Origin of the sequence: Mycolicibacterium palauense, assembly GCF_002592005.1 — a bacterium.
GTDB lineage: Bacteria > Actinomycetota > Actinomycetes > Mycobacteriales > Mycobacteriaceae > Mycobacterium > Mycobacterium palauense.
Map to the genome: position 1 here is coordinate 43,465 of NZ_NVQF01000032.1, position 20,013 is coordinate 63,477.

At 70.4% G+C, this 20,013-nt stretch carries 19 protein-coding genes; 5 read left to right on the forward strand and 14 right to left on the reverse strand.

Annotated features, from left to right (window positions below; translation table 11 throughout):
* Positions 1–2 precede the first annotated feature (2 nt).
* The 3 genes from CSR00_RS14690 to fgd all read right to left on the reverse strand — a co-directional run bounded on the left by CSR00_RS14690 (position 3) and on the right by fgd (position 4,390).
* On the reverse strand, positions 3–1,214 hold the full coding sequence (locus CSR00_RS14690; protein WP_099023146.1) for an acetate kinase: 1,212 nt from the start codon (positions 1,212–1,214) through the stop codon (positions 3–5).
* A gap of 4 nt (positions 1,215–1,218) precedes the next feature.
* A complete protein-coding gene (pta, locus tag CSR00_RS14695) occupies positions 1,219–3,318 on the reverse strand; it encodes a phosphate acetyltransferase (protein ID WP_099023147.1) in 2,100 nt (699 codons plus the stop codon).
* Between the two features lie 61 nt (positions 3,319–3,379).
* Entirely contained in the window at positions 3,380–4,390 is a 1,011-nt protein-coding gene (gene fgd / locus CSR00_RS14700) for a glucose-6-phosphate dehydrogenase (coenzyme-F420) (protein WP_099023148.1), read from the reverse strand.
* Positions 4,391–4,436: 46 nt separating this feature from the next.
* On the opposite strand from fgd, the gene CSR00_RS14705 reads away from it, so the two are divergent.
* Both CSR00_RS14705 and CSR00_RS14710 read left to right on the forward strand, forming a co-directional pair.
* Positions 4,437–5,180: an MBL fold metallo-hydrolase gene (locus CSR00_RS14705; RefSeq protein WP_099023149.1), complete on the forward strand. Its 744-nt coding sequence runs from the start codon at positions 4,437–4,439 to the stop codon at positions 5,178–5,180.
* A 100-nt stretch (positions 5,181–5,280) separates the two neighbouring features.
* Positions 5,281–5,538 (forward strand): hypothetical protein, encoded by a 258-nt coding sequence (locus tag CSR00_RS14710; RefSeq protein WP_099023150.1) that lies wholly within the window; start codon positions 5,281–5,283, stop codon positions 5,536–5,538.
* Here CSR00_RS14710 and CSR00_RS30175 read toward each other — a convergent pair.
* The 3 genes from CSR00_RS30175 to CSR00_RS14725 form a co-directional block, all read right to left on the reverse strand.
* Entirely contained in the window at positions 5,520–5,957 is a 438-nt protein-coding gene (locus CSR00_RS30175; RefSeq protein WP_141564361.1) for a hypothetical protein, read from the reverse strand. The genes CSR00_RS14710 and CSR00_RS30175 overlap by 19 nt on opposite strands.
* Positions 5,954–7,258 carry a hypothetical protein gene (locus CSR00_RS14720; RefSeq protein ID WP_141564362.1) on the reverse strand — a complete coding sequence of 435 codons (1,305 nt, stop codon included), beginning with the start codon at positions 7,256–7,258 and terminating at the stop codon, positions 5,954–5,956. Before CSR00_RS14720 ends, CSR00_RS30175 begins: the two co-directional genes overlap by 4 nt.
* 586 nt (positions 7,259–7,844) lie before the next feature.
* Positions 7,845–8,303: a GNAT family N-acetyltransferase gene (locus tag CSR00_RS14725; protein WP_099023166.1), complete on the reverse strand. Its 459-nt coding sequence runs from the start codon at positions 8,301–8,303 to the stop codon at positions 7,845–7,847.
* An 84-nt stretch (positions 8,304–8,387) separates the two neighbouring features.
* Between CSR00_RS14725 and CSR00_RS14730 the strand changes: the two genes are divergently transcribed.
* Complete coding sequence (locus tag CSR00_RS14730) at positions 8,388–9,263, forward strand: SDR family oxidoreductase (protein ID WP_099023153.1); 876 nt, start codon at positions 8,388–8,390, stop codon at positions 9,261–9,263.
* Positions 9,264–9,340: 77 nt separating this feature from the next.
* On the opposite strand, the gene CSR00_RS14735 is transcribed toward CSR00_RS14730, so the two are convergent.
* From CSR00_RS14735 to CSR00_RS14760, 7 genes are all read right to left on the reverse strand, one after another.
* The gene (locus CSR00_RS14735) at positions 9,341–11,959 is read right to left on the reverse strand and encodes a helix-turn-helix transcriptional regulator (RefSeq protein WP_099023154.1); all 2,619 of its coding nucleotides are present in this window, start codon (positions 11,957–11,959) and stop codon (positions 9,341–9,343) included.
* A gap of 40 nt (positions 11,960–11,999) precedes the next feature.
* The gene (locus tag CSR00_RS14740; RefSeq protein WP_099023155.1) at positions 12,000–13,235 is read right to left on the reverse strand and encodes an O-succinylhomoserine sulfhydrylase; all 1,236 of its coding nucleotides are present in this window, start codon (positions 13,233–13,235) and stop codon (positions 12,000–12,002) included.
* Positions 13,232–13,657: a rhodanese-like domain-containing protein gene (locus tag CSR00_RS14745; RefSeq protein ID WP_099023167.1), complete on the reverse strand. Its 426-nt coding sequence runs from the start codon at positions 13,655–13,657 to the stop codon at positions 13,232–13,234. Before CSR00_RS14745 ends, CSR00_RS14740 begins: the two co-directional genes overlap by 4 nt.
* Before the next feature lie 64 nt (positions 13,658–13,721).
* The gene (locus CSR00_RS14750; protein ID WP_245906022.1) at positions 13,722–14,174 is read right to left on the reverse strand and encodes an Rv0361 family membrane protein; all 453 of its coding nucleotides are present in this window, start codon (positions 14,172–14,174) and stop codon (positions 13,722–13,724) included.
* Complete coding sequence (gene purT / locus CSR00_RS14755; RefSeq protein ID WP_099023169.1) at positions 14,171–15,394, reverse strand: formate-dependent phosphoribosylglycinamide formyltransferase; 1,224 nt, start codon at positions 15,392–15,394, stop codon at positions 14,171–14,173. Before purT ends, CSR00_RS14750 begins: the two co-directional genes overlap by 4 nt.
* 104 nt (positions 15,395–15,498) lie before the next feature.
* The gene (locus tag CSR00_RS30180) at positions 15,499–15,714 is read right to left on the reverse strand and encodes a hypothetical protein (RefSeq protein ID WP_141564363.1); all 216 of its coding nucleotides are present in this window, start codon (positions 15,712–15,714) and stop codon (positions 15,499–15,501) included.
* Positions 15,715–15,776: 62 nt separating this feature from the next.
* Complete coding sequence (locus CSR00_RS14760) at positions 15,777–16,280, reverse strand: MarR family winged helix-turn-helix transcriptional regulator (RefSeq protein ID WP_099023156.1); 504 nt, start codon at positions 16,278–16,280, stop codon at positions 15,777–15,779.
* A gap of 149 nt (positions 16,281–16,429) precedes the next feature.
* Here CSR00_RS14760 and CSR00_RS14765 point away from each other — a divergent pair, with 149 nt between their 5' ends.
* Positions 16,430–18,415: an MMPL family transporter gene (locus CSR00_RS14765; protein WP_099023170.1), complete on the forward strand. Its 1,986-nt coding sequence runs from the start codon at positions 16,430–16,432 to the stop codon at positions 18,413–18,415.
* Between the two features lie 150 nt (positions 18,416–18,565).
* Positions 18,566–19,264 carry a hypothetical protein gene (locus tag CSR00_RS14770; RefSeq protein ID WP_099023157.1) on the forward strand — a complete coding sequence of 233 codons (699 nt, stop codon included), beginning with the start codon at positions 18,566–18,568 and terminating at the stop codon, positions 19,262–19,264.
* A gap of 132 nt (positions 19,265–19,396) precedes the next feature.
* On the opposite strand, the gene CSR00_RS14775 is transcribed toward CSR00_RS14770, so the two are convergent.
* Positions 19,397–20,013: PaaI family thioesterase (locus CSR00_RS14775; protein ID WP_099023158.1), on the reverse strand; the 617-nt coding region annotated here is incomplete at its 5' end.

The window sequence follows — 20,013 nt, forward strand, 5'->3', positions numbered from 1 at the left end:
GGCTAGGCGGACGCCTCGATGGTGGCCACGCAGGCCCGGGCGATGGCCAGTTCCTCGTCGGTCGGGATCACCAGGACAGTGATCGGCGACATCTCCGCGGAGATCACCCGCGGACCGTGCGCCGGACTGTCGTTGAGGTGTTCGTCGAGTTCGACGCCCAGCGGGGCCAGCCCGGTCAGTGCGTCGCGGCGCACGGCCGCGTCGTTCTCGCCGACACCCGCGGTGAAGGTGATGACATCGGTGCTGCCCAGCACCGCCAGGTAGGCCCCGATGTACTTGCGCAGCCGGTGGATGTACACGTCGTAGGCCAGCCGCGCCGCTGCGCGCTCGGATTCGTCGCCGGTTTCGGCCAGCCGGTGCAGCTCGCGGAAATCGTTGCTGCCGCACAGCCCCGCCACCCCGGAACGCCGGTTGAGCATCGACTCGATGTCCTCGACGGCCATGCCCGCCGTGCGGGCCAGATAGAACACGATCCCCGGGTCGATGTCGCCGCTGCGGGTACCCATCACCAACCCCTCCATCGGGGTCAGGCCCATCGAGGTGTCCACCGGCCGGCCCCCGGCGACGGCCGAGGCCGACGCGCCGTTGCCCAGGTGCAGCACGATCTGGTTCAGGCTTTCCAGCGGGGCGCCCAGGAACACCGCGGCCTGCTCGCTGACGTACTGGTGGGAGGTGCCGTGGAATCCGTAGCGGCGCACCCGCCACTGTTCGGCCACCTCGGCGTCGATGGCGTAGGTCGCCGCCGCCGCGGGCAGGTCGTGGAAGAAGGCGGTGTCGAACACCGCGACGTGCGGGAGGTCCGGCAGCAGCTTTCGCGCGACCTCGATGCCGCGCAGCGCCGGCGGGTTGTGCAGCGGTGCCAGGGGCGACAGCGCACTCACCCGCTGCACCAGGGCGTCGTCGATGAGCGTCGGCCGGTAGAAGTCGCGTCCGCCGTGGACCACCCGGTGCCCGACGGCCACCAGACCCAGCGTCTCCAGGTGGCCGCCGGTCTCGGCGAACAGGTCGAAGGCCAGTCGCAGCGCCGCCTCGTGGTCCACGACGCTGCGCTCCCGCTGGATCTTGAGCCCGCCGAACTCCAGGCGGGCCATCGAGTGCTCGCCGCCGATCTCCTCGATGATCCCGTCGGCCACCGACACACCGGTATCGGGCTGCACCAGACTGAATTTCAATGAGGACGAGCCGGAGTTGAGCACCAGAACGGTCCGCTGCATCGGGCTAGTCCCCCTGCGCCTGGATGGCGGTGATGGCCACCGTGTTGACGATGTCGGAGACCAGCGCCCCTCGCGACAGATCGTTGACCGGCTTGTTCAGGCCCTGCAGCACCGGGCCGATCGCCACGGCCCCGGCGCTGCGCTGCACCGCCTTGTAGGTGTTGTTGCCGGTGTTGAGGTCGGGGAAGATCAGCACCGTCGCGCGGCCGGCGACCGGAGAGTCGGGCATCTTGGTGGCCGCCACCGACGGTTCGACGGCCGCATCGTATTGGATGGGCCCCTCGACCATGATCTCCGGTGCACGCCGGCGCACGAGTTCGGTGGCCGCCCTGACCTTCTCGACGTCGGCACCGGCGCCCGAGGTCCCCGTGGAGTAGGACAGCATCGCCACGCGCGGCTCGATGCCGAACCGCGCCGACGTCCGCGCCGAGGAGATGGCGATGTCGGCCAACTGCTCGGAGGTGGGGTCCGGCACGATCGCGCAGTCGCCGTAGGCCAGCACCCGGTCGGCCAGGCACATCAGGAAGATGCTGGACACGGTGGAGACGTCGGGCAGCGTCCTGATGATCTCGAAGGCGGGCCGCACGGTGTGTGCGGTGGTGTGCCGGGCCCCGGAGACCATCCCGTCGACGAGGTCGTTGTGCACCAGCATGGTGCCGAAATACGAGACGTCACGCATGGTTTCGCGGGCCTGCTCGTAGGTGACACCCTTGCTTCGGCGCAGTTCGGCGTACTGGTCGGCGAACCGGTCGCGCAGCTCGCTGGTCTTCGGGTTGAGCACGTCGGCCGTCGAGATGTCCACGCCGAGTTCGGCCGCGCGGCCCCGGACCTTGGACTCCTCGCCGAGGATGGTCAGGTCGGCGACCTGGCGCTGCAGCAACCGGCCGGCGGCCTTGAGGATGCGGTCGTCGTCGCCCTCCGGCAGCACGATGCGCCGGCGGTCGGCACGCGCCCGCTGCAGCAGCTGATATTCGAACATCTGCGGCGTGACGACCGTCGGCATGGGAATCGCCAACTGGTTCAACAGATCTGCGACGTCGACGTACTCCTCCATCAGCGCCAGCGCGGTGTCGATCTTGCGCTGCGAGGTGACGGTGACCCGACCCCGTGCCGAGGCCACCGCGCTGGCGGTCTCGAAGGTGTCGGTGCCGGTGGCGATGATCGGCAGCGCCAGCCGCAGACCGTCGACCAGGGCGGCGATCGACGGGTGCAGCTCGAACCCGCCGTTGAGGATCACCCCGGACAACGACGGAAACCCCTCGGCGGCATGCGCGCTCATGACAGCCAGCACCACGTCGGAGCGGTCTCCGGGGGTCACCACCACCGCACCCTCGACGAGGCGCTCCAGCACGTGTTCGGCCGTCATGCCGGCCACCACCACGCCGAGCGCCTCGCGTCCGAGCATCGCCTTGTCGCCCTTGATGAATTCGCCGCCGATCGCCGCGCACAGATCCCCGATGGAGGGCGCGACCAGCAGCGGTTCCTCGGGCAGCACGTAGATCCTCGGGGCCGCCTCCCGGCCGGTGGGCGCCAGCCGTTCCAGCGCGGCGGTCACGTCCTTCATCCGGTCGGGGTCGCATCGGTTGGCCACCACCGCCGCGGTGTGCGCGTGCTGACCGGCCAGCTCGGCCAGGCACAGTTCCGCGACGTTGGCGACCTCGTCGGGGGTGCGCCCCCGGGCCCGCACCGACAACACGACGGGGGCGCCGAGGTTGACCGCAATGCGGGCGTTCATCGACAGCTCGCTGGGGGTGGCGACGTCGGTGTAGTCGCTACCGACGATCACCACCACGTCGCACTGGTCGGCGACCCGGTGGAACCGGTCGACGATATCGGCGATGGCCCGGTCGGGGTCCTCGTGCAATTCCTGGTAGCCCACCCCGAAGCACTGCTCGTAGCCGAGGCCTGCGGTGCTGTGCGCCAGCAGCAGTTCGAGGATGTAGTCGTGGGCCTCGCCGAGCCGGGTGATCGGCCGGAACACCCCCACCCTGGCGACCATCGAGGTCAGGCGGTGCAGGATGCCCAGCGCGACGGTCGACTTACCGGTGTCCCCCTCGGGGGATGCGACGTAGATGCTGGAGGCGAACGCAGACCCGGCAGTCACGGTGTCCAGCTTTGCGCAATTTGACCGACGGGGCCAGCGCACCCGGGCCGCACGGCCACCTCTAGCCCAGCTTTCGCAACCTCGGGGCCAGGTCGCGCTGGAACAGATCCAGGAAGCGGCGCTGGTCGTGCCCGGGGGCGTGGAACACCAGATGGTTCAGGCCCCACTTGACGTAGTCGGCGACCTTCTCGACGGCCTCGTCGGGATCCGAGGCCACGATCCAGCGCTTGGCGACCTGCTCGATGGGCAGCGCGTCGGCGGCCTTCTCCATTTCGATGGGGTCGTCGATGGAGTGCTTCTGCTCGGCGCTCAGCGACAGCGGTGCCCAGAACCGGGTATTCTCCAGGGCCAGCCCCGGATCGGTGTCGTAGGAGATCTTGATCTCGATCATCTTGTCGATGTCGTCGGGGTTGCGCTCGGCGGCGGCCGCACCCTCGGCCACGGCGGGGATCAGCTTGTCCTGGTAGAGCTCGGCGCCCTTGCCCGAGGTGCAGATGAACCCGTCGCCGGCGCGTCCGGCGTACTTGGCCACCACCGGTCCGCCGGCGGCGATGTAGACCGGCACACCGCCGTCGGGCACGTCGTAGATCGAGGCGCCCTTGAGCCGGTAGTACTCGCCGTCGAAGTCGACCCGGTCACCACGCCACAGTTCGCGCATCAGCCGCACCGACTCGCGCAGCCGGGCGAAGCGTTCCTTGAAGTCCGGCCACTCACCCTGATAGCCGGTGGCGATCTCGTTGAGCGCCTCCCCGGTGCCCACACCGAGGAACACCCGTTGCGGGTACAGGCAGGCCATGGTCGCGAAGGCCTGCGCGATCACCGCCGGGTTGTAGCGGAAGGTCGGCGTCAGCACCGAGGTCCCCAGCATCAGGTGCCGGGTGCGCTCACCGACCGCGGTCATCCAGGCCAGGGAGAACGGGGCATGGCCGCCGTCGTGTCGCCACGGCTGGAAGTGGTCGCTGACGGTGGCGCTGTCCATGCCGTGTTCTTCGGCGGACACCGCCAACTCCACCAGCTCGCGCGGTGCGAACTGCTCTGCAGACGCCTTGTATCCCAGTTTGAGTTCAGCCACGATATCTTTTCTACTCTCCCTCGCGCGCCGCCCTTACACTCGCCAGATGGCAGCCGCCCCCGATGAGCTGGTACAGGTGACCGACCGGGTGCACGTGGCCCGGACGGAGCTGGTGAACTGGACGCTGGTCACCGGCGACGACGGTGTCCTGTTGATCGACGCCGGGTTTCCGGGACAGCGCGCCGAAGTGCTGGCCTCCATCCGCGAGCTGGGTTACGAGGCCGGCGACGTGCAGGCGATCCTGTTGACCCACGCCCACATTGACCACTTCGGGACCGCGGTCTGGTTCGCCGCCGAGCACCGCACGCCGGTCTACTGCCACGCCAACGAGGTCGGCCACGCCAAACGCGAACACCTCGAGCAGGCCTCACCCCTGGACGTCGCCAAGCATGCCTGGCAGCCGCGCTGGCTGCTCTGGTCGGCCGAGATCGCCCGCAAGGGCGCCTTCATGCGCGGCGGCATCCCCACCGCGCAAGCGATCACCGAGGACGTCGCCACCGACCTGCCCGGTCAGCCCATGACCGTTCCCACCCCCGGTCACACCGGCGGGCACTGCTCGTATCTGGTGGACGACGTGCTGGTGTCGGGTGACGCGCTGGTCACCGGTCATCCGACGACCTCCCGCCGGGGACCGCAACTGCTGCACCGGGTGTTCAACCACGACCAGAGCGGCTGCCTGCGCAGCCTGGGGGCGCTGTCCATGCTGGAGACCGAGGTACTGGTGCCCGGGCACGGCGATGTGTGGCACGGCCCGATCCGGGAGCTGACCGAGCAGGCCACCCCCGCCTGAGAGCCCATCTGAGGCGAGGTGCTGTGGAGAGGCGACAACACCGGATCCCACGGTGTCCTACGCTTGGCTCAGTGACCCCCGCTTCGCCTGGACACCGCTAATGACAGTGCTCGTCGTGCTCGCCAAGGTGATACTGATCGCGTTTCTGGTGTTGGGTACCGCGACCTTCGTCGTGACGTTCTTTCGCCGACGGCGCCGTCGCGGGCCGCTGCCACCCTGGCCGCCGACCGGCCCGGTGTACTACGGCCAGGCCCGGCTTCCGCTGCCGCCGTGGCTCGATGAGTATGGCAATGTCGCCGACCCCGACGGCACCGACGAGGACCGGTCCCCGGGGAAGGGTCAGGCGGGGCAGGCCTGAACGAGTTCGTCCTGTTGGGCCAGGAACTGGCGATTGAGTTGAGCATATTGCCCCGCCGCCGGCCCCGCGGTGGGCTGGGGCGCTGACAGTTCCGCGAGTACCGCAGAGTTCAGCGCTACAGATTGGTGTGCCAGGTCGGCCATACGGTGGGCCTGCGGTGCCAATTTCGGGTCATCGATTTCGACAGCCAGCTCCCCGAGCCTGTCGGCCCATTGCTGATACTCATCCTGCGTAGCCTGCACACCGGCATTGGCCTGTGCATCGACTTGCGTTGAGTGTTCGTGATTCACCGCGATCATCTCGCGTACGAATGCACAGTCTCCACGCGGGCTCCCATGCGATGCGACCAGCCACACTCCCACAGATACGACGGCAAAGGCGATCACGGCAGCGGCCAACAACCAGTAGCGCCGACTCATCCCGGCACCTGGATCAGCGGCGCTCCGGTCGAGGGAGTCATCGCCGGCACGGCGGATTCGACGGCATACCCGCCGCCGGGCATCCCAGCGACGAACGTCGACTGAGGGCCGCACTCATTGGGGACGTAGTACGTGGTGAGCGGGTTCTGCGCGGATAAGACTGCGATCTGCGGCAGCGTGATCGATTTCCACTCATGGTCGATGAAAGGCGGTGGGCTTAAGGCACCGATGTCGCTGGGCCGGTCGGCCACCACATCCCCACCAAGCAACAACCGGGTATTGCGCTGGTAATCGTAAGTGTTCTGCACCCACTGTTGGGTAACTGTCTGGCCGTTCTCAGTGACCTGCCGCGTGTACTCGGTGGGCTGGAAACCCGATACGCGAAACCGGTAGGCCTCCTGGTACTGGGCCCATGGCGCCGCGTCTGGATCGGCCCAGTTCTTGCCCACGGTGTAGAGACCCGTCGTTCCGCCTAGCCCCGGGGTGAAGTCGCCCTGGTTCTCCGCGTCGAACGGACGCCACTTGGTGGACATTGGGCCGGTTTCACCGTGGGGGTAGGGTCCAGTCGGCGAGGACGACACCTCCTCCCAGTGCCCATATCGGACGTCACCGACGAACGGGTTGCCGCGTTCCGGAGAGATTTCCACCGACCCGGGAGACCCGTCCTCGGCCAATGCATTGTCGACGAGCTGAATCCTCGGCTGATCTGGTTTCTGGCCGTTCTGGGTGGGGTTGTCCATCGCACGGACTCCACCTGCCGGTTCGTTGTCTTCGGAAAAGGCGGCATCGCCCAATCCTTCGGCAGCGGTGGCAATACTGGCCGCAACCTGCTGGTCTTTGCTTACCAGTTCGCCGAGGTGGATTCTGATATCGGCAGCTAAGGCTTCGGCCTGGGCTTGGCGGGCAGAGAGGAACGCTATGTCGCCGGCCTCCTGGCTGGACAGCGAGAAGTCCTCACCGACGGTGAAGCCAGCTCGCAGGGCGGCATCGACAGCGGAGAGAACTGCGGCACGCGCAGATGCGACCTGCTGTGCGCCAATGCGGGCCACCATCGATGCCTCGTGCAGCCGATCTGCTAGGCCAACGACTTTCAGGCGGTCCTCGAAGACCCGCTGTTGAGCGGCGTCGGCGCCCTTCCCCGTCCAAGGCGTCCCGCTAGGAGCACTTACCTGCTGTGAGAGCTGGGTGAAATTCTCCTCCCAGACTGTGGCCACTCTCGTCCAATGGGTTGCGGCTTTGGTTAAGTGATCGGTATCCCAGCCCTTAACCTGGGACAAGGTGGGAATAGCGACGCTGGCCACCGCAGCCTAAGTTCCCCTGCTCAAAGCAGCGAGTCCCACCGCGGAGGCATCCTCCGCGTTTGTGTACTGCGTTCCAGCGGTGATCAGTTTCGCCGCCACGGACCGCAGGCACGTAGCTATGGCCATTCCCGCCGCAGCAGTATCGGCGTGTACCGCATTGACCGCCACGCTGGTCGCCTGGCACGGCATGGGCGATGACGGTGGCGGTGTGGTTGCGGATACCTCAGTGGACCATGATTCACACTGGACCGCGAGTACCTGCAACCCGGCGGGGTCAACATCCAGCAAACTCACGCAGGCCAATATACCGACTCCCGAACTGTGCGGGTCGGACAGATAGTGCTGCCGGATAGTTCGGCGTCGCCATCTCCACCCTCCGTCGGCGGACACGCGCGGAGGCCGCAACTGACTGCTCGCGTGATGGCCCAGAGCGTCTCCCCGCGGTCGTATCCACCACCGCACCGGGTAATGAACTGGGGAACATCGCCGGTTCCACCGGCCGAGCTGGATGCCATCCCCGCGAGCGCGCACTCAGGTACGAAGACCCCGCCGGAATGTGTACGCCAGTGAGCGCTCGCGGGCGTCTCTACAGCACCTTCTGGAAGGCCACCGGGTGCACCGGACCCGCCGAGGGCAGGGGCTCCTCGAGCCGGGTGTAGCCGGCGGCGGTGTAGAGGGCCTCGGCCTCGGGTTGGCGGTCGCCGGTCATCAGGTAGATCCGCCGGTAGCCGCGCGCGGCGATGTCGGCCTCCAGCTCGGCCAGCAGGGCACCGGCATAGCCGCGGCGGCGGTACCGGCTGTCGGTCCAGATCCGTTTGAGCTCGGCGGTCTGGGAGTCGAACCGCCGGAACGCGCCGCCGGTCACCGGGACACCGTCGACCAGGCCGAGCACCAGCGCCCCGTCGGGCCCGGTGAACTCGTCGCCGGGATAGTTGCGCAGCGCCTCGAGATGGGCGGCCACCGTGCCGCCGTAGCGCGCCGAGTACTCGGCTGCCAGCTCGGCCAGCAGGGGCGCGGCCAGCGGATGGTCCTGGGAGACACGCATGAACACCGTCCAACGATCTCATGCGCCCGATCGCGGCCCGCAGGGTTGACACCGCAAAACTTGACAGGTGTAAAGTTTCGCGCCATGGACAACATCAGGGGCAAGACGATCGTCATCACGGGGGCCGCCCGGGGCATCGGATACGCCACCGCCAAGGCGCTGCTGGCCCGCGGCGCACGCGTGGTGATCGGCGACCGCGACGTCGCCGTCCTCGACAAGGCCGTCACCGAACTGGCCCGCGGCGGGCAGGCGACCGGCTACCCGCTCGACGTCACCGACGCCGAGTCGTTCGCGATGTTCCTCGACAAGGCCCGCGCCGACGGCGCCGGTCACATCGATGTGCTGATCAACAACGCCGGGGTGATGCCGGTAGGCCCCTTCCTCGAGCAGTCCGACCAGGCCATCCGCACCTCCGTCGAGGTGAACTTCTACGGCGTGCTCACGGGCTGCCGGCTGGTGCTGCCGGAGATGGTCAAGCGGCACAGCGGCCACATCGTCAACATCTCCTCGCTGGCCGGCATGGTCGCGGTGCCCGGCCAGGTGGTCTACGCCGGCACCAAGTTCGCCGTGGTCGGGCTCTCCACGGCGATGGCCGACGAGTTCGCCCCGCAGGGGGTGGCCGTCAGCGTGGTGCTGCCGACCTTCACCAACACCGAACTGATCTCGGGCACCGCGACCTCCTCGGCGCAGAAGCCGGTGCAGCCCGAGGACATCGCCGCCGGCGTCGTCAAGGTGCTCGACAAGCCGGCGATCACCCACCTGTCGGTGCCGGGGCCGCTGCGCGCCGTCGGGGCGATCACCCAACTGCTGCCGCCCCGGGCGCGCCGCTGGCTCTCCCACAAGATGGGCAACGACACCGTCTTCCTCACGTTCGACGCGAACGCGCGCGCCGACTACGAACGGCGGGCCCAGTCGGCCGTCGGCGTCCTCGAGACGGCACCGGAGCAGCCAAGCTCCTGAGGCTCACGCGCCCAGGCCCCAACGGCGCTCACGCGCCCAGGCCCAACGGCGCTCACGCGCCCAGGCCCCACCGGCGCTCACGCGCCGGTACCCGCCCGCATCACCGCGACCAGCTCACCCCGCGATGTCGCACCAACCCGCTGGCAGGCCTTGAGGATATGGCCCTCGACCGTGCGCACCGAGGTGTGCAGCCGGTCGGCGATGTCCTTGTTCGTCAACCCGGCGGCCACCAGCTCGGCGACCTCGCGCTGCCGGCCGGTCAGCGGCGTCGGCGAGACGGGGCTGCGCAACGCGGGAGTGGACAACCCGCCGCACTCGGCGGCCAGCCGGCGGGCCAGCGTCGCCGCCAGCAACCCGCGGCTGCTGTGCTGGGCACCGGCGAAGGCCACCGCCGCCTGCGCCGCCGCGTCGGCGGCCGAGCACCGGTCACCCAGCTCCTGGTAGGACTTCTCCACCGCCAGGAGTTCCTCGCCGTCACCGCGGCGCAGGGCCTCGGCGTGGGCGGCGACGGTCCGGGCCAGCGGCAGACCCAGACGCTCGGCCAGCTGCGCGGCCCGCTCGGCCGCCGTCGCGTCACCCCAGAGCACCGCCGCCTGCAGGCAGGCCAGCTCATGGGTGGGCTGGTCGCGCTCACGGGCCGCGGCCGCCTCGTCGGCCACGGTCTGCACGGCCTCGGCGAGCCGGCCGGCGGCGGCCAGCGCCCACCCCGCGGCCACCGCGAGCGCGGTCTGCATGTGCAGATAGTCCGGCGGGACCACCGACCTGGCCCGCTCCAGCATCGCGGCGGCCTCGTCGGCCTCGCCGCGCTTGGCATGCGCCTCGGTCAACGCGAAGTAGCAGGCGGGCCGCAGCGTGGCCGCACCGTGGTGTTCGGCGGCCGCCAGCGCCTCGTGCAACAGAGTGACCGACTCACCCAGCTCGCCGCGCAGCATCGCCGCGCTGCCCTGCAGGAAGACCAGGTTGGCGTGCGGCAGCCCGGGAGCGTCGCGGGCCAGCTCGGCCAGCATCACCGCCGCGCGCTGGCACTCGTCGATGCGCCCGGTCAGCCGGCAGGCCCGCAGGTACACACCACCGAACCAGAACCGGAAATGCGCGGTCTCAAAGGAACTGGTCGCCCGCGCGATGGCGGCGTTGGCCACCTCCGACAGCCCCTCGGTGTGCCCCAGCGCCCCGCAGGCCATCACGTAGGCGACCGCCGCCATCATCGCGTTCAGGTCGGAGAGCCCGCCGCAGTCCAGCGCCTCCCGGGCCTTCTGCTCGGCCAGGGCGCACCGCCCGGCGATGACGTCGACGCAGGCTTCCAGGGCCAGCCGGCCGGCCCGCTCGGCCGCGGTTTCCGCCGGCCCGGCCAGTTCGCTCAGCAGCTCCATCGCCTCGGCGGGGCGGCCCAGCATCCAGATCATGTTGGCCGCGCGCATCAGCACCCAGTCGTGCGCGTCGGCGTCGTCGGCGGGAACGACGTCGGCCAGGAATGCCTCGGCATCGGGGCCGCGTCCGCGCACCACCATGGCGCGGGCCTGGATCTCGGCCGCACCGACGGGGTCCCGCCGCGCGGCGGCATCGGCGAACCGGGCCGCCAGGTCCAGGTCGAGCAGCCGCATCGCGTGCCGGGCCGCCGCGAGCAGCAGCTGCGGATCCGGCGCGACGTCGGAGTCCAGCGCCAACTGGGCGCGCCGCACCGTGGTCTGCGGGTCGGTGTCCTCGCCGGATACCGCCGATCCCAGCAGCTCGGCGAGCCGGCCGCGCAGGTTGGACAGGTACATCTCCCCCGCGGCCGGGCGGCGCAACTCACCGAACAGCGGGTGGGCCAACCGCGCCAGCAGCGTCTCGGCCGTGCGCTCCACGGTGATCAGACGCATCTGTTCGGCGGCCTCCAGGTCCTCGCGGCTGACCAGCTCACGCAGGATGGGCACCGCCAGCGGTTCGCACTGCGTCAACGCGTCGACCACCAGGGCCGGCCCGGGGGGCAGCCGGTCCAGGCGGTTACCCACCAGGTCGCTCATGCTCTGTGAGACGGCGACGGCACCGTCCCACATCCACACGCCGCTGACCTCCCGGAGCCGGCCCGCGGCAACCTGGTCCTTGACGAGTTGCTCGACGAACAGCGGGTTGCCCCGCGTGAGGCGCCAAAAGCGTTGCGCGCTACGGGAATCGATGGGCGCTTCCAGTAGGCTCTCGACCATCGCGTGGGTTGCCTTGGCCGACAGCGGTTCCAGGTCCAGCCTGGTCAGCAGGCCGTCCCGCCACAACGCCTTGACCGCGTCGGGTTCCCCGCCGCCGGTGCGCAGCGTCACCACCAGCCGGGCGGAACGGGTCTGGGCCAACTGATGTACCACGTGCGCGGAGAAGCCGTCCAGCAGGTGGCCGTCGTCGACTCCGATGAGCATGCGGCCCGGCCGCTGGGCGACCAGTGCGTTGATCACCCGCCGAACGCTGGGACCGGGCTCGCCGGCCACGTCACCGACCGCGATCGCGAAGGCGCCCAGGGGAATAGGACGCGCCGAGGCGGTACCCACCACCCAGTGCGTGCGGGTACCCGGCGTGGCGGTCTGTACCAGCTCCCGCGCCAACCGCGTCTTGCCCACCCCGGCGGGCCCGGCGATCACCACACCCGCAACGTTGCCCGCCCCGCTCAGCGTCCTGCGGAGTGCCGCCAGCTCAGTGTCCCGCCCCGCCAGCGCGTTTCCGCTGACCACGGGCCGACTATAGCGCGCAGCGCCGGACGGCACCGCGCGATCAGCGCCGCAGGGCCTGGTCGAGATCCGCCAGCAGGTCCTCGGTGCCCTCAAGTCCGACCGAGATCCGCACGACGCCGTCACCCAGGCCGATCGCGGCGCGGCCCTCCGGGCCCATGGCACGGTGGGTGGTGGTGGCGGGATGGGTGATCAGGGTCTTGGCGTCACCGAGGTTGTTGGAGATGTCGATCAGCGCCAGCTTGTCGAGCACCTCGAAGGCGCGCTCCTTGCCGCGCCCGTCGGGGGCGTCGAGCTCGAAGGTGACCACGGTGCCCCCGCCCGACATCTGCCGGGTGGCCAGGTCGTGCTGCGGGTGCGATTCCAGGAAGGGGTAGCGGGCCCAGCGCACCGCCGGGTGGTTCTGCAGGAATTCGGCGACGCGCTGCGCCGAGGCGTTGGCGTACTGCACCCGCACCGAGAGCGTCTCCAGACCCTTGAGCAGGGTCCAGGCGTTGAACGGGCTCATCGCCGGCCCGGTGTGGCGCATCAGCGTCTGCACGGGGCCGTCGATGTACTCCCGATCGCCGAGGATGGCCCCGCCCAGCACCCGGCCCTGCCCGTCGATGTGTTTGGTGCCGGAGTAGACCACGACGTCGGCGCCCAGGGGCATCCCCTGCTGCAGCAGCGGCGTGGCGAACACGTTGTCCAGCACAACTTTCGCGCCGGCCGCGTGGGCCATCTCGCTGACCGCGGCGATGTCGACCAACGACTGCATGGGGTTCGACGGGGTTTCGAAGAACACCGCCTGGGTCGGGGTGGCCAGCGCCCGTTCCCACTGGTCGAGGTCGTCGCCGTCGACGAAGACCGTCTCCACCCCCCACCGCGGCAGGATCTCGTTGCACACCACGAAGCAGGATCCGAACAGGCTGCGCGCGGCGACCAGCCGGTCGCCGGCTCCCAGCAGCGCCCCCAGCGACGTGAACACCGCGGCCATGCCCGACGCCGTCGCGAAGGCCGCCGGCGCCCCCTCGATCAGGCGCAGCCGCTCCTCGAACATCGACACGGTGGGGTTGCCGTACCGCGAGTACACGTACCGGTCGATGTCACCGGTGAACGCCTTCTCCGCGGCGGCCGCCGATTCGTAGACATAGCCGGAGGTCAGATACAACGCCTCGGCGGTCTCCTCGAAGCCCGAGCGCAACAGCCCGCCACGCACACCGATGGTGGCCTGGCCGACACCGTCGGGCAGCGGTTTGGGTCTGCGCACCGAGGGCTTGTCGCCGGAGGTCGGGCTCATGACTGGACCCACGGCAGACCGATCGCACGCCAGCCGGCGGCGCCACGGTGCTTGAACTCGTCGAGGTCGCCCTCGAAGCCGTCCAGGATGTTGTACGACGGCGCGAGGCCGGCCTCGGTCGCCAGCGTGGCGGCACCGATCGAGCGGTTGCCGGAGCGGCACAGGAACAGCACGGGGCCGGCGCCGGGGCTCACCCCGGACGCCTCCAGTCCGGCGTTCAGTTCGGCGAGGAAGTCCTCGTTGCGCTTGCCGTCGGTGTGGTTCCATTCGACGCAGACGAGCTTGCGGCCCAGACTCGACAGATCGGGCAGACCGACGAACTTCCACTCCGCGCTGGTGCGGACATCGACCAGCACGGCATCGGCCTCTTCGCTGAGCGTCTTCCACGCCTCCTCGGGCGTGATGTCTCCGGCGTAACTCACGATGTGAGAGTTTTCCACACCGGGTCTCGGGGCCCGACTCGACCGTCGCCGGTCACCGGCACCGTCACTGGGGACCGTCCGAGCACACCTTCCACTGCCCGTCCTCGCGGGCGAAGGTCATCGCCGTGTCGATCCGCCGGTCCGGGTCGTTCTCGAAGTGGTAGATCACCGTGGCGGTGGCCCGGTCGCCGTCGACCGACAGTCCCGTCATGCCGTCGACGAAGCGCGCGCCGTGGGCCTGCGCGGAATCCTGCTGGCGGGCCACCAGATCCGCTTCCGTGCCGGCCCGGGCGTCGCAGGTGTAGTCGGTGAAATCGGCGAAGTCCTTGCGTTGCAGCGCGTCGTTCTGGCCTATCACCGCGCGCATCACCCGGTCCTCGTCGGTCTCGTTGGCGCCCCGGATCAGCGCGCCCACGCCGATGCCGACCAGGATGAGCACCGCGATCGCCAGCGCCGCCAGGATCGGCGCCGAGCTGGCCCCGGTCCCGTCGTCGGACTCGCCGCGCCGGCCGATCACGGGCGCCACAACCGTCGCAGCGCGGTCGACATCTGCCGGACCCGGTCCCGGGCCGCCAACACGTCGGGGGCGGTGGCCAGCGCGACGCCCAGGCGCTGGTGCGGGGGCGCCCCCGGGTGTTCGGCGAACACCCGCACGTCGCTCTCGGGCACCCGCAGCGCGGCGGCCAGCGCGCGGTCCACCTCATGGACCGCCCCGCCCGGCGGCGCGCTGCCGTAGACCACCTCGGCCGCACCCGGGGAGATCATGATGGTGTCCACCGGGAGTCCCAGCGCCACGCGGGCGTGCAGCTCGAACTCGTCGAGCCGCTGCGAGCGCAGCGTCACCAACCCGCTGTCGCCCGGACGCACGCTCAGATCCGCGAAGTACACCTCGTCGCCGCGGACGAGCAGTTCCACCCCGAACACGCCGCGGCCGCCGAAGGCGTTGACGATCCGCGCCGCGATCGACCTGGCCGCGTCCACGGCGGCCTGGCTCATCTGCTGGGGCTGCCAGACCTCCAGCACCCCGCCGCCGGCGTAGCCGTCGACCGGGCGATGGCCGATCGGCTCGCAGAAGTGCAGCAGCGCGTCGGCGCTGCGCAGCGTCAGCAGGGTGAGCTCGAAGTCGATGTCGACCACGGTCTCGGCCAGCACCCGGTTCTCGGTGAACCGTTCGCTCACCGCGCGCTGCCAGGCCGGTTCCACGTCCTCGGGGCGCAGCAGCACCGACGAGCCCTCCCCGGGGACGGCGATCACGGGCTTGACCACCAGCGGATACCCCGCATGTTCGGCGATCGCGGCGAGTTCCTCGGCCGAACCGGCGAACCAGAACGGCACCGTGGGCAGCCCCAGCTCGTCGGCCGCCAACCGCCGCAGCGCCTCGCGGTCCAGGCCGAGCCGGGCGCTGCGCGCATTGGGCACCACCTGCACGCCGGCGGATTCGGCGGCCACGAGCGCCTCCACGGCCACGGACTCGGTGGCCACCATCAGCACGTCGGGCGCCAGATCGCCGATCAGGGCGGTGAGCTCGTCGGGGTCGGTCAGCCGGGCCACCGCGTGGGCGTCGGCAACGGCGTGGCCGGGCGCGCCGGCCTGACCGTCGACCGCCACCACCTCGGCGCCGAGTTGCCGAACGGCGCCCACCAACTGCGCGCCGAGATCGCCGGCGCCGAGCACCACGACCCGCGAACGGCGACGGTCCGACGCCTGGCCCGCCGCGACCGGATGTTCGCCGGTCATGGCCGTCGACGTCCCGCCGGCCGGCACCCGCAACCGATCACCGAATTCCACCCGCAGCCGAGGACATGCTGTCCAAGGATAGGTGTGCCGGACAGGCGCCTGGGTCACCAGCGCCGATCGCGGCGGCCGTTCCGGACACTGGGCGCGTGGGTGCGGCAGTAGCGTCCCCATGACGTCGGCAGCCACCCGTAGTCGACGAGCAGTTCGTTGATCGCCTGCTCGACCAGCGCGTCGCGCTCCTCGGCCAGCACCACCGACAGCGTCATCTCCGTGGCACAGCTCTGACACTCGACATGGACGACGCCTCGCCACGAACTCATACTCAACACCTCTGCACCGACTCGGTTCAGTCGGTCGGGCGCCGGTGGCCGACCTCCCCACGTTACCGCGGCCCGGTCGGTGGTTCTCGCCGAGCCGCGGGGCCGCCAAGGTCGCCCTGGAATCCGCGCATGCCCTCGATCAGCGCGGCGAACACCCGGTGCGCGGCCCTCAGGTCCTCGTCGGTGACGTCCTGCAACGCCGCGCTGTTGTGGCGGGCCAGCGGGGTGAAGAAGGCGCGGGCGACCGCGAGACCGTGCTCGGCGTAGCGCAGAATGACCTTGCGCCGGTCCTGCGGGTCGGCCTCGCGGCGGACGTGACCGGAGGCGATCATCCGCTCGACGAGGTAGGTGATCGCGGCCCCGGACAGGCCCATGCGCCGGCGCAGCTCCCCGGCGGTCAGCGGTGTCCCCGCCTCGTCGGCCACCATGATGTGAATCAGCGCACGGAAGTCGTTGGGACCCAGATCGTTCTGGCCGGCGAACAGGCGGCCGATCTGCTCTCCCTCGGCCGTGAGTGCGCGCACGTCGGCGGCGATCAGCGACTCCAGTTCGGGCCGTGCGGACACGGTGACGAGCTTATGCCGCCCATATTGTTTAAGTAGATGAACTATCTGGGTAGGTTGGTGCCGTGAGTTGGAGCAGTTTCGCCGAGGCCGCGACCGCGAAACGATCCTGGCTGATCGCACTGCTGGTCGCCGTGGCCGCCGGGGTGCTGATGGGCCTGGCCGGCAGCAGTGACTCGTCCTCGTCCTCGCCGGTGTCCCTGCCGGCCTCGGCGGAGGCGGCCAGGGCGGCCGAGGCGCTCAAGACGTTCCCCGGCGGGGACCGCGCCCCAGTCATCCTGGTGGTCACCCGCACCGACGGCGGGCCCCTGACCGACGCGGACCGGGCCGCCGTCGGGCAGGCCCGCGACCGGATGGCGCGGGAGGCCGGCACCGGGCCGACCGGCCCGCCGATCATCTCGCGCGACGGCGAGGCCGCCCTGGCGCCGGTTCCACTCGACACGTCGCTGTCGGGTTTCGCGCTCGGCGACGCGGTCACCGCCCTGCGCGCCGCCGCCGACGACGGTCTGCCCCCCGACCTGACCGCGCAGGTGACCGGCGGCCCGGCGTTCGGGGCCGACATCGCCGACGCGTTCTCCGGCGCCAACGTGACACTGCTCGCCGTGACGGCCGCGGTGGTGGCGCTGCTGCTCATCCTGACCTACCGGTCGCCGATCCTGTGGCTGGTGCCGCTGGCGGTGATCGGCTTCGCCGACCGGGTGGGCTCGGTCCTGGGCGGCGCGGTGACCACGCTGGCGGGGCTGACGGCCGACGGCTCGACCGCGGGCATCACCAGCGTGCTGGTCTTCGGGGCCGGCACCAACTACGCGTTGCTGCTCATCTCGCGCTACCGCGAGGAACTGCACCAACGCGCCGATCACCGGGCGGCACTGAGGACCGCGGTGCGCACCGCCGGGCCGGCCATCCTGGCCAGCAACGCCACCGTCGTGCTCGCGCTGCTGACCCTGCTGCTGGGCCTGTCGCCTAGCACCCGCAGCCTCGGGTTGCAGGCCGCGTCGGGGCTGGTGGTCGCCGCGGTGTTCTCCCTGCTGGTGCTTCCGCCGCTGCTGGCCCTGTGCGGCGTCCGGTTGTTCTGGCCGTTCATCCCGCGCCCCAGCGCCGGGGGCGGGCCGAACCTCACCGAGGCCGGCGTGTGGCACCGCATCGCCACCGCGGTCTCGCACCGCCCGGTCGCGGTCCTGGTGGCCTCGCTGGCCGGCCTGGCGGTGCTGGCCTCCGCCGTGCTGGCGGTGCCCACCGGGCTGACGCAGACCGAGCAGTTCCGGGTCAAGGCGGAGTCGGTCAGCGGCTTCGAGACACTGGCCGAGCACTTCCCCAGCGGGCTGACCGACCCGACCCGGGTGGTCGGCGACGCCGGCAGGTCCTCGGTGATCGAGCAGGCCATCCGGGACACCCCCGGGGTCGTCTCGGTGAGCCGCGGCGGCTACAACGGTGCCGGGCTGGCGCAGTGGTCGGTGGTCGTCGAGGGCGACCCGGCCAGCGCCGAGGCCTTCGACACCGTCGGGGCCCTGCGCGGCTCGGTGCACCGCGCCGACCCGAACGCGCTGGTGGGCGGGTCGGACGCGCAGGCCCTCGACGTCCGCGACGCCGCCCGCCACGACCGGCTGGTGATCATCCCGGCCATCCTGGCCGTGGTGCTGGCGGTGTTGTTCGTCCTGCTGCGCGCCGTGGTGGCCCCGCTGCTGCTGGTGTCGGTGACGGTGCTCTCCGCGCTGGCCGCCCTCGGCCTCGGCGGGTGGGTCGGTGTGCACCTGTTCGGTTTTCCGGCGTTGGACACCAGCACGCCGCTGTATGCGTTCCTGTTCCTGGTCGCCCTCGGCGTGGACTACACGATATTCCTGGTCACGAGGGCCCGGGAGGAGACCGAGGGCCACGGCACCCGGGTGGGGATCGTGCGCGCCGTCTCGGCCACCGGAGCGGTCATCACCAGTGCGGGCATCGTGCTGGCCGCGGTGTTCGGCGTGCTGGGCGTGCTGCCCCTGATCGTGCTCACCCAGCTGGGCATCATCGTGGGGCTGGGCATCCTGCTGGACACCTTCCTGGTGCGCACCGTGGTGATTCCGGCGTTGTTCACGCTCGTCGGGGCGCGGGTGTGGTGGCCGGGCGCGCTCGGCAGGGAGACGAACACCTGGCACTGAGCCGGAGGCGAACGCCCGGCACTGAGCTCGTACCACGCCGCACCGAGCGTGCGTCCCGATCGCTCCGACTGGTCGCATCCCGATCACGATGCACACTCGATGCGCGCAGACGATCGGGCGCGCGCGCCACCATGCGCTTGAATACTCACCATGGCCTCCGAGCGCTCGTCCCGGTCACTGCATCGGCTCTCCACGCCGCGCGCGGCCGGGTTGGCCGGTGTGCTGTTCGCGCTGCTGTTCGGCACCGCGCTGGTGCTGATCCGCACCGCGCTTCCCGACGACGTGAAACCCGGTTCCGAGTGGGTCGACGGCTCGCTCACGCACCTGAAGGTGGCCTCGGTGCTGATGCCGTTCGCCGGTATCTGCTTCCTGTGGTTCATCGGGGTGGTGCGCGACGGATTCGGCCGCTACGAGGACCGCTTCTTCGCCTCGGTGTTCCTGGGCAGCGGACTGCTGTTCCTGGCGATGATGTTCGTCTCGATGGCCGTGGGCGGGGCCATCGTCGCCACGCGCGCGCTCGACCCCGATCCCGAGGCGCACACCGCGCTCGCGAATTTCGCTCAGTTCCTGCTGATCACCCTGAGCAAGACCTATTCGGTCCGGATGGGTGCGGTGTTCATGATCTCGCTGGCGACCATCTGGCTCAAGACGAGGCTGATGCCGCGCTGGCTGACCGTGCTGACCTACGTCTCGGCCATCGGCCTGCTGATCGGCAGCGATCTCACGATGTGGCTGACCCTGGCGTTCCCGACCTGGGTGTTCATCGTCAGCCTGCTGGCCCTCACCCGCGCCGGCGTCATCGACCTGCACTTCGGTGAGGAGAGCCCCAACACCCACGACACCGCCTGAGCTGCGCCGCCGGCGTTGACCCGCCCTTCCCACCGCACCGATCGTGCGCCCAGGACGCGCTGCCGGGCGTGCGGGCGATCTGCGCGCACAGTCGATGCACGCCCGGAAGCACCGGAGCGGGCGGCCCTTCCGCTAGGGCTGGCCCGCCAGCAGCCGGATCATCAGGCCGTTGGACTCGGCGAGCAGATTGTCCTCGGCGTCGCGCAGTTCGGCGTTGACGAACGCCTTGCGGCCCTCGGCCTCCCGGATCCAGCCGCGGGCCTTCAGCTCGGTGTTGATCGGGGTCACCTTGCGGTAGTCGACGTGCAGGAACGCGGTGCGGCTGATCGGCCGACCGGCGGCGTGGATGACCATGCCGAACACCGAATCGAACAGCAGCGGCAGCACCCCACCGTGCACGGCCATGTTGCCCCCGACGTGGTAGCGGCCGAACGTCACCCGCAACACCACCTCGTCGGCCTCGAACTTGTCGACGAACCAGGGCGGCATCAGCAGGCTGCCCGCGCCGGGCAGGTCGGGCACCCGGTTGGCCGGGCCCACCCCCTCCCCGGCCTGGAACGGCTCGAGCGTGTCCACCACGCCCTCGACCCGCTCCGCGACGTCGGCCCAGGTGTCCGAGTCGGGGTCGGCGCACACGGCGAGGTCCTGCAGCCGTCGCATCGCGGCCAGGAACCGGCCGAAACCCGGCCCGGGGTGGGCGGGCTCGAACAGCGGGAAGCCGCCGTGGCGTTCGTAGTCCGGATCGGCCC

Coding starts and splice junctions, on each gene's coding strand:
- CSR00_RS14705 (WP_099023149.1), top strand. CDS start 4,437: ATGGCAGCCGCCCCCGATGAGCTGGTACAGGTGACCGACCGGGTGCAC.
- CSR00_RS14770 (WP_099023157.1), top strand. CDS start 18,566: ATGGCCTCCGAGCGCTCGTCCCGGTCACTGCATCGGCTCTCCACGCCG.
- CSR00_RS14730 (WP_099023153.1), top strand. CDS start 8,388: ATGGACAACATCAGGGGCAAGACGATCGTCATCACGGGGGCCGCCCGG.
- CSR00_RS14690 (WP_099023146.1), bottom strand. CDS start 1,214: ATGCAGCGGACCGTTCTGGTGCTCAACTCCGGCTCGTCCTCATTGAAA.
- CSR00_RS14765 (WP_099023170.1), top strand. CDS start 16,430: ATGGGCCTGGCCGGCAGCAGTGACTCGTCCTCGTCCTCGCCGGTGTCC.
- CSR00_RS14725 (WP_099023166.1), bottom strand. CDS start 8,303: ATGCGTGTCTCCCAGGACCATCCGCTGGCCGCGCCCCTGCTGGCCGAG.
- CSR00_RS30180 (WP_141564363.1), bottom strand. CDS start 15,714: ATGAGTTCGTGGCGAGGCGTCGTCCATGTCGAGTGTCAGAGCTGTGCC.
- CSR00_RS14740 (WP_099023155.1), bottom strand. CDS start 13,235: ATGAGCCCGACCTCCGGCGACAAGCCCTCGGTGCGCAGACCCAAACCG.
- CSR00_RS30175 (WP_141564361.1), bottom strand. CDS start 5,957: ATGAGTCGGCGCTACTGGTTGTTGGCCGCTGCCGTGATCGCCTTTGCC.
- purT (WP_099023169.1), bottom strand. CDS start 15,394: ATGACCGGCGAACATCCGGTCGCGGCGGGCCAGGCGTCGGACCGTCGC.
- CSR00_RS14710 (WP_099023150.1), top strand. CDS start 5,281: ATGACAGTGCTCGTCGTGCTCGCCAAGGTGATACTGATCGCGTTTCTG.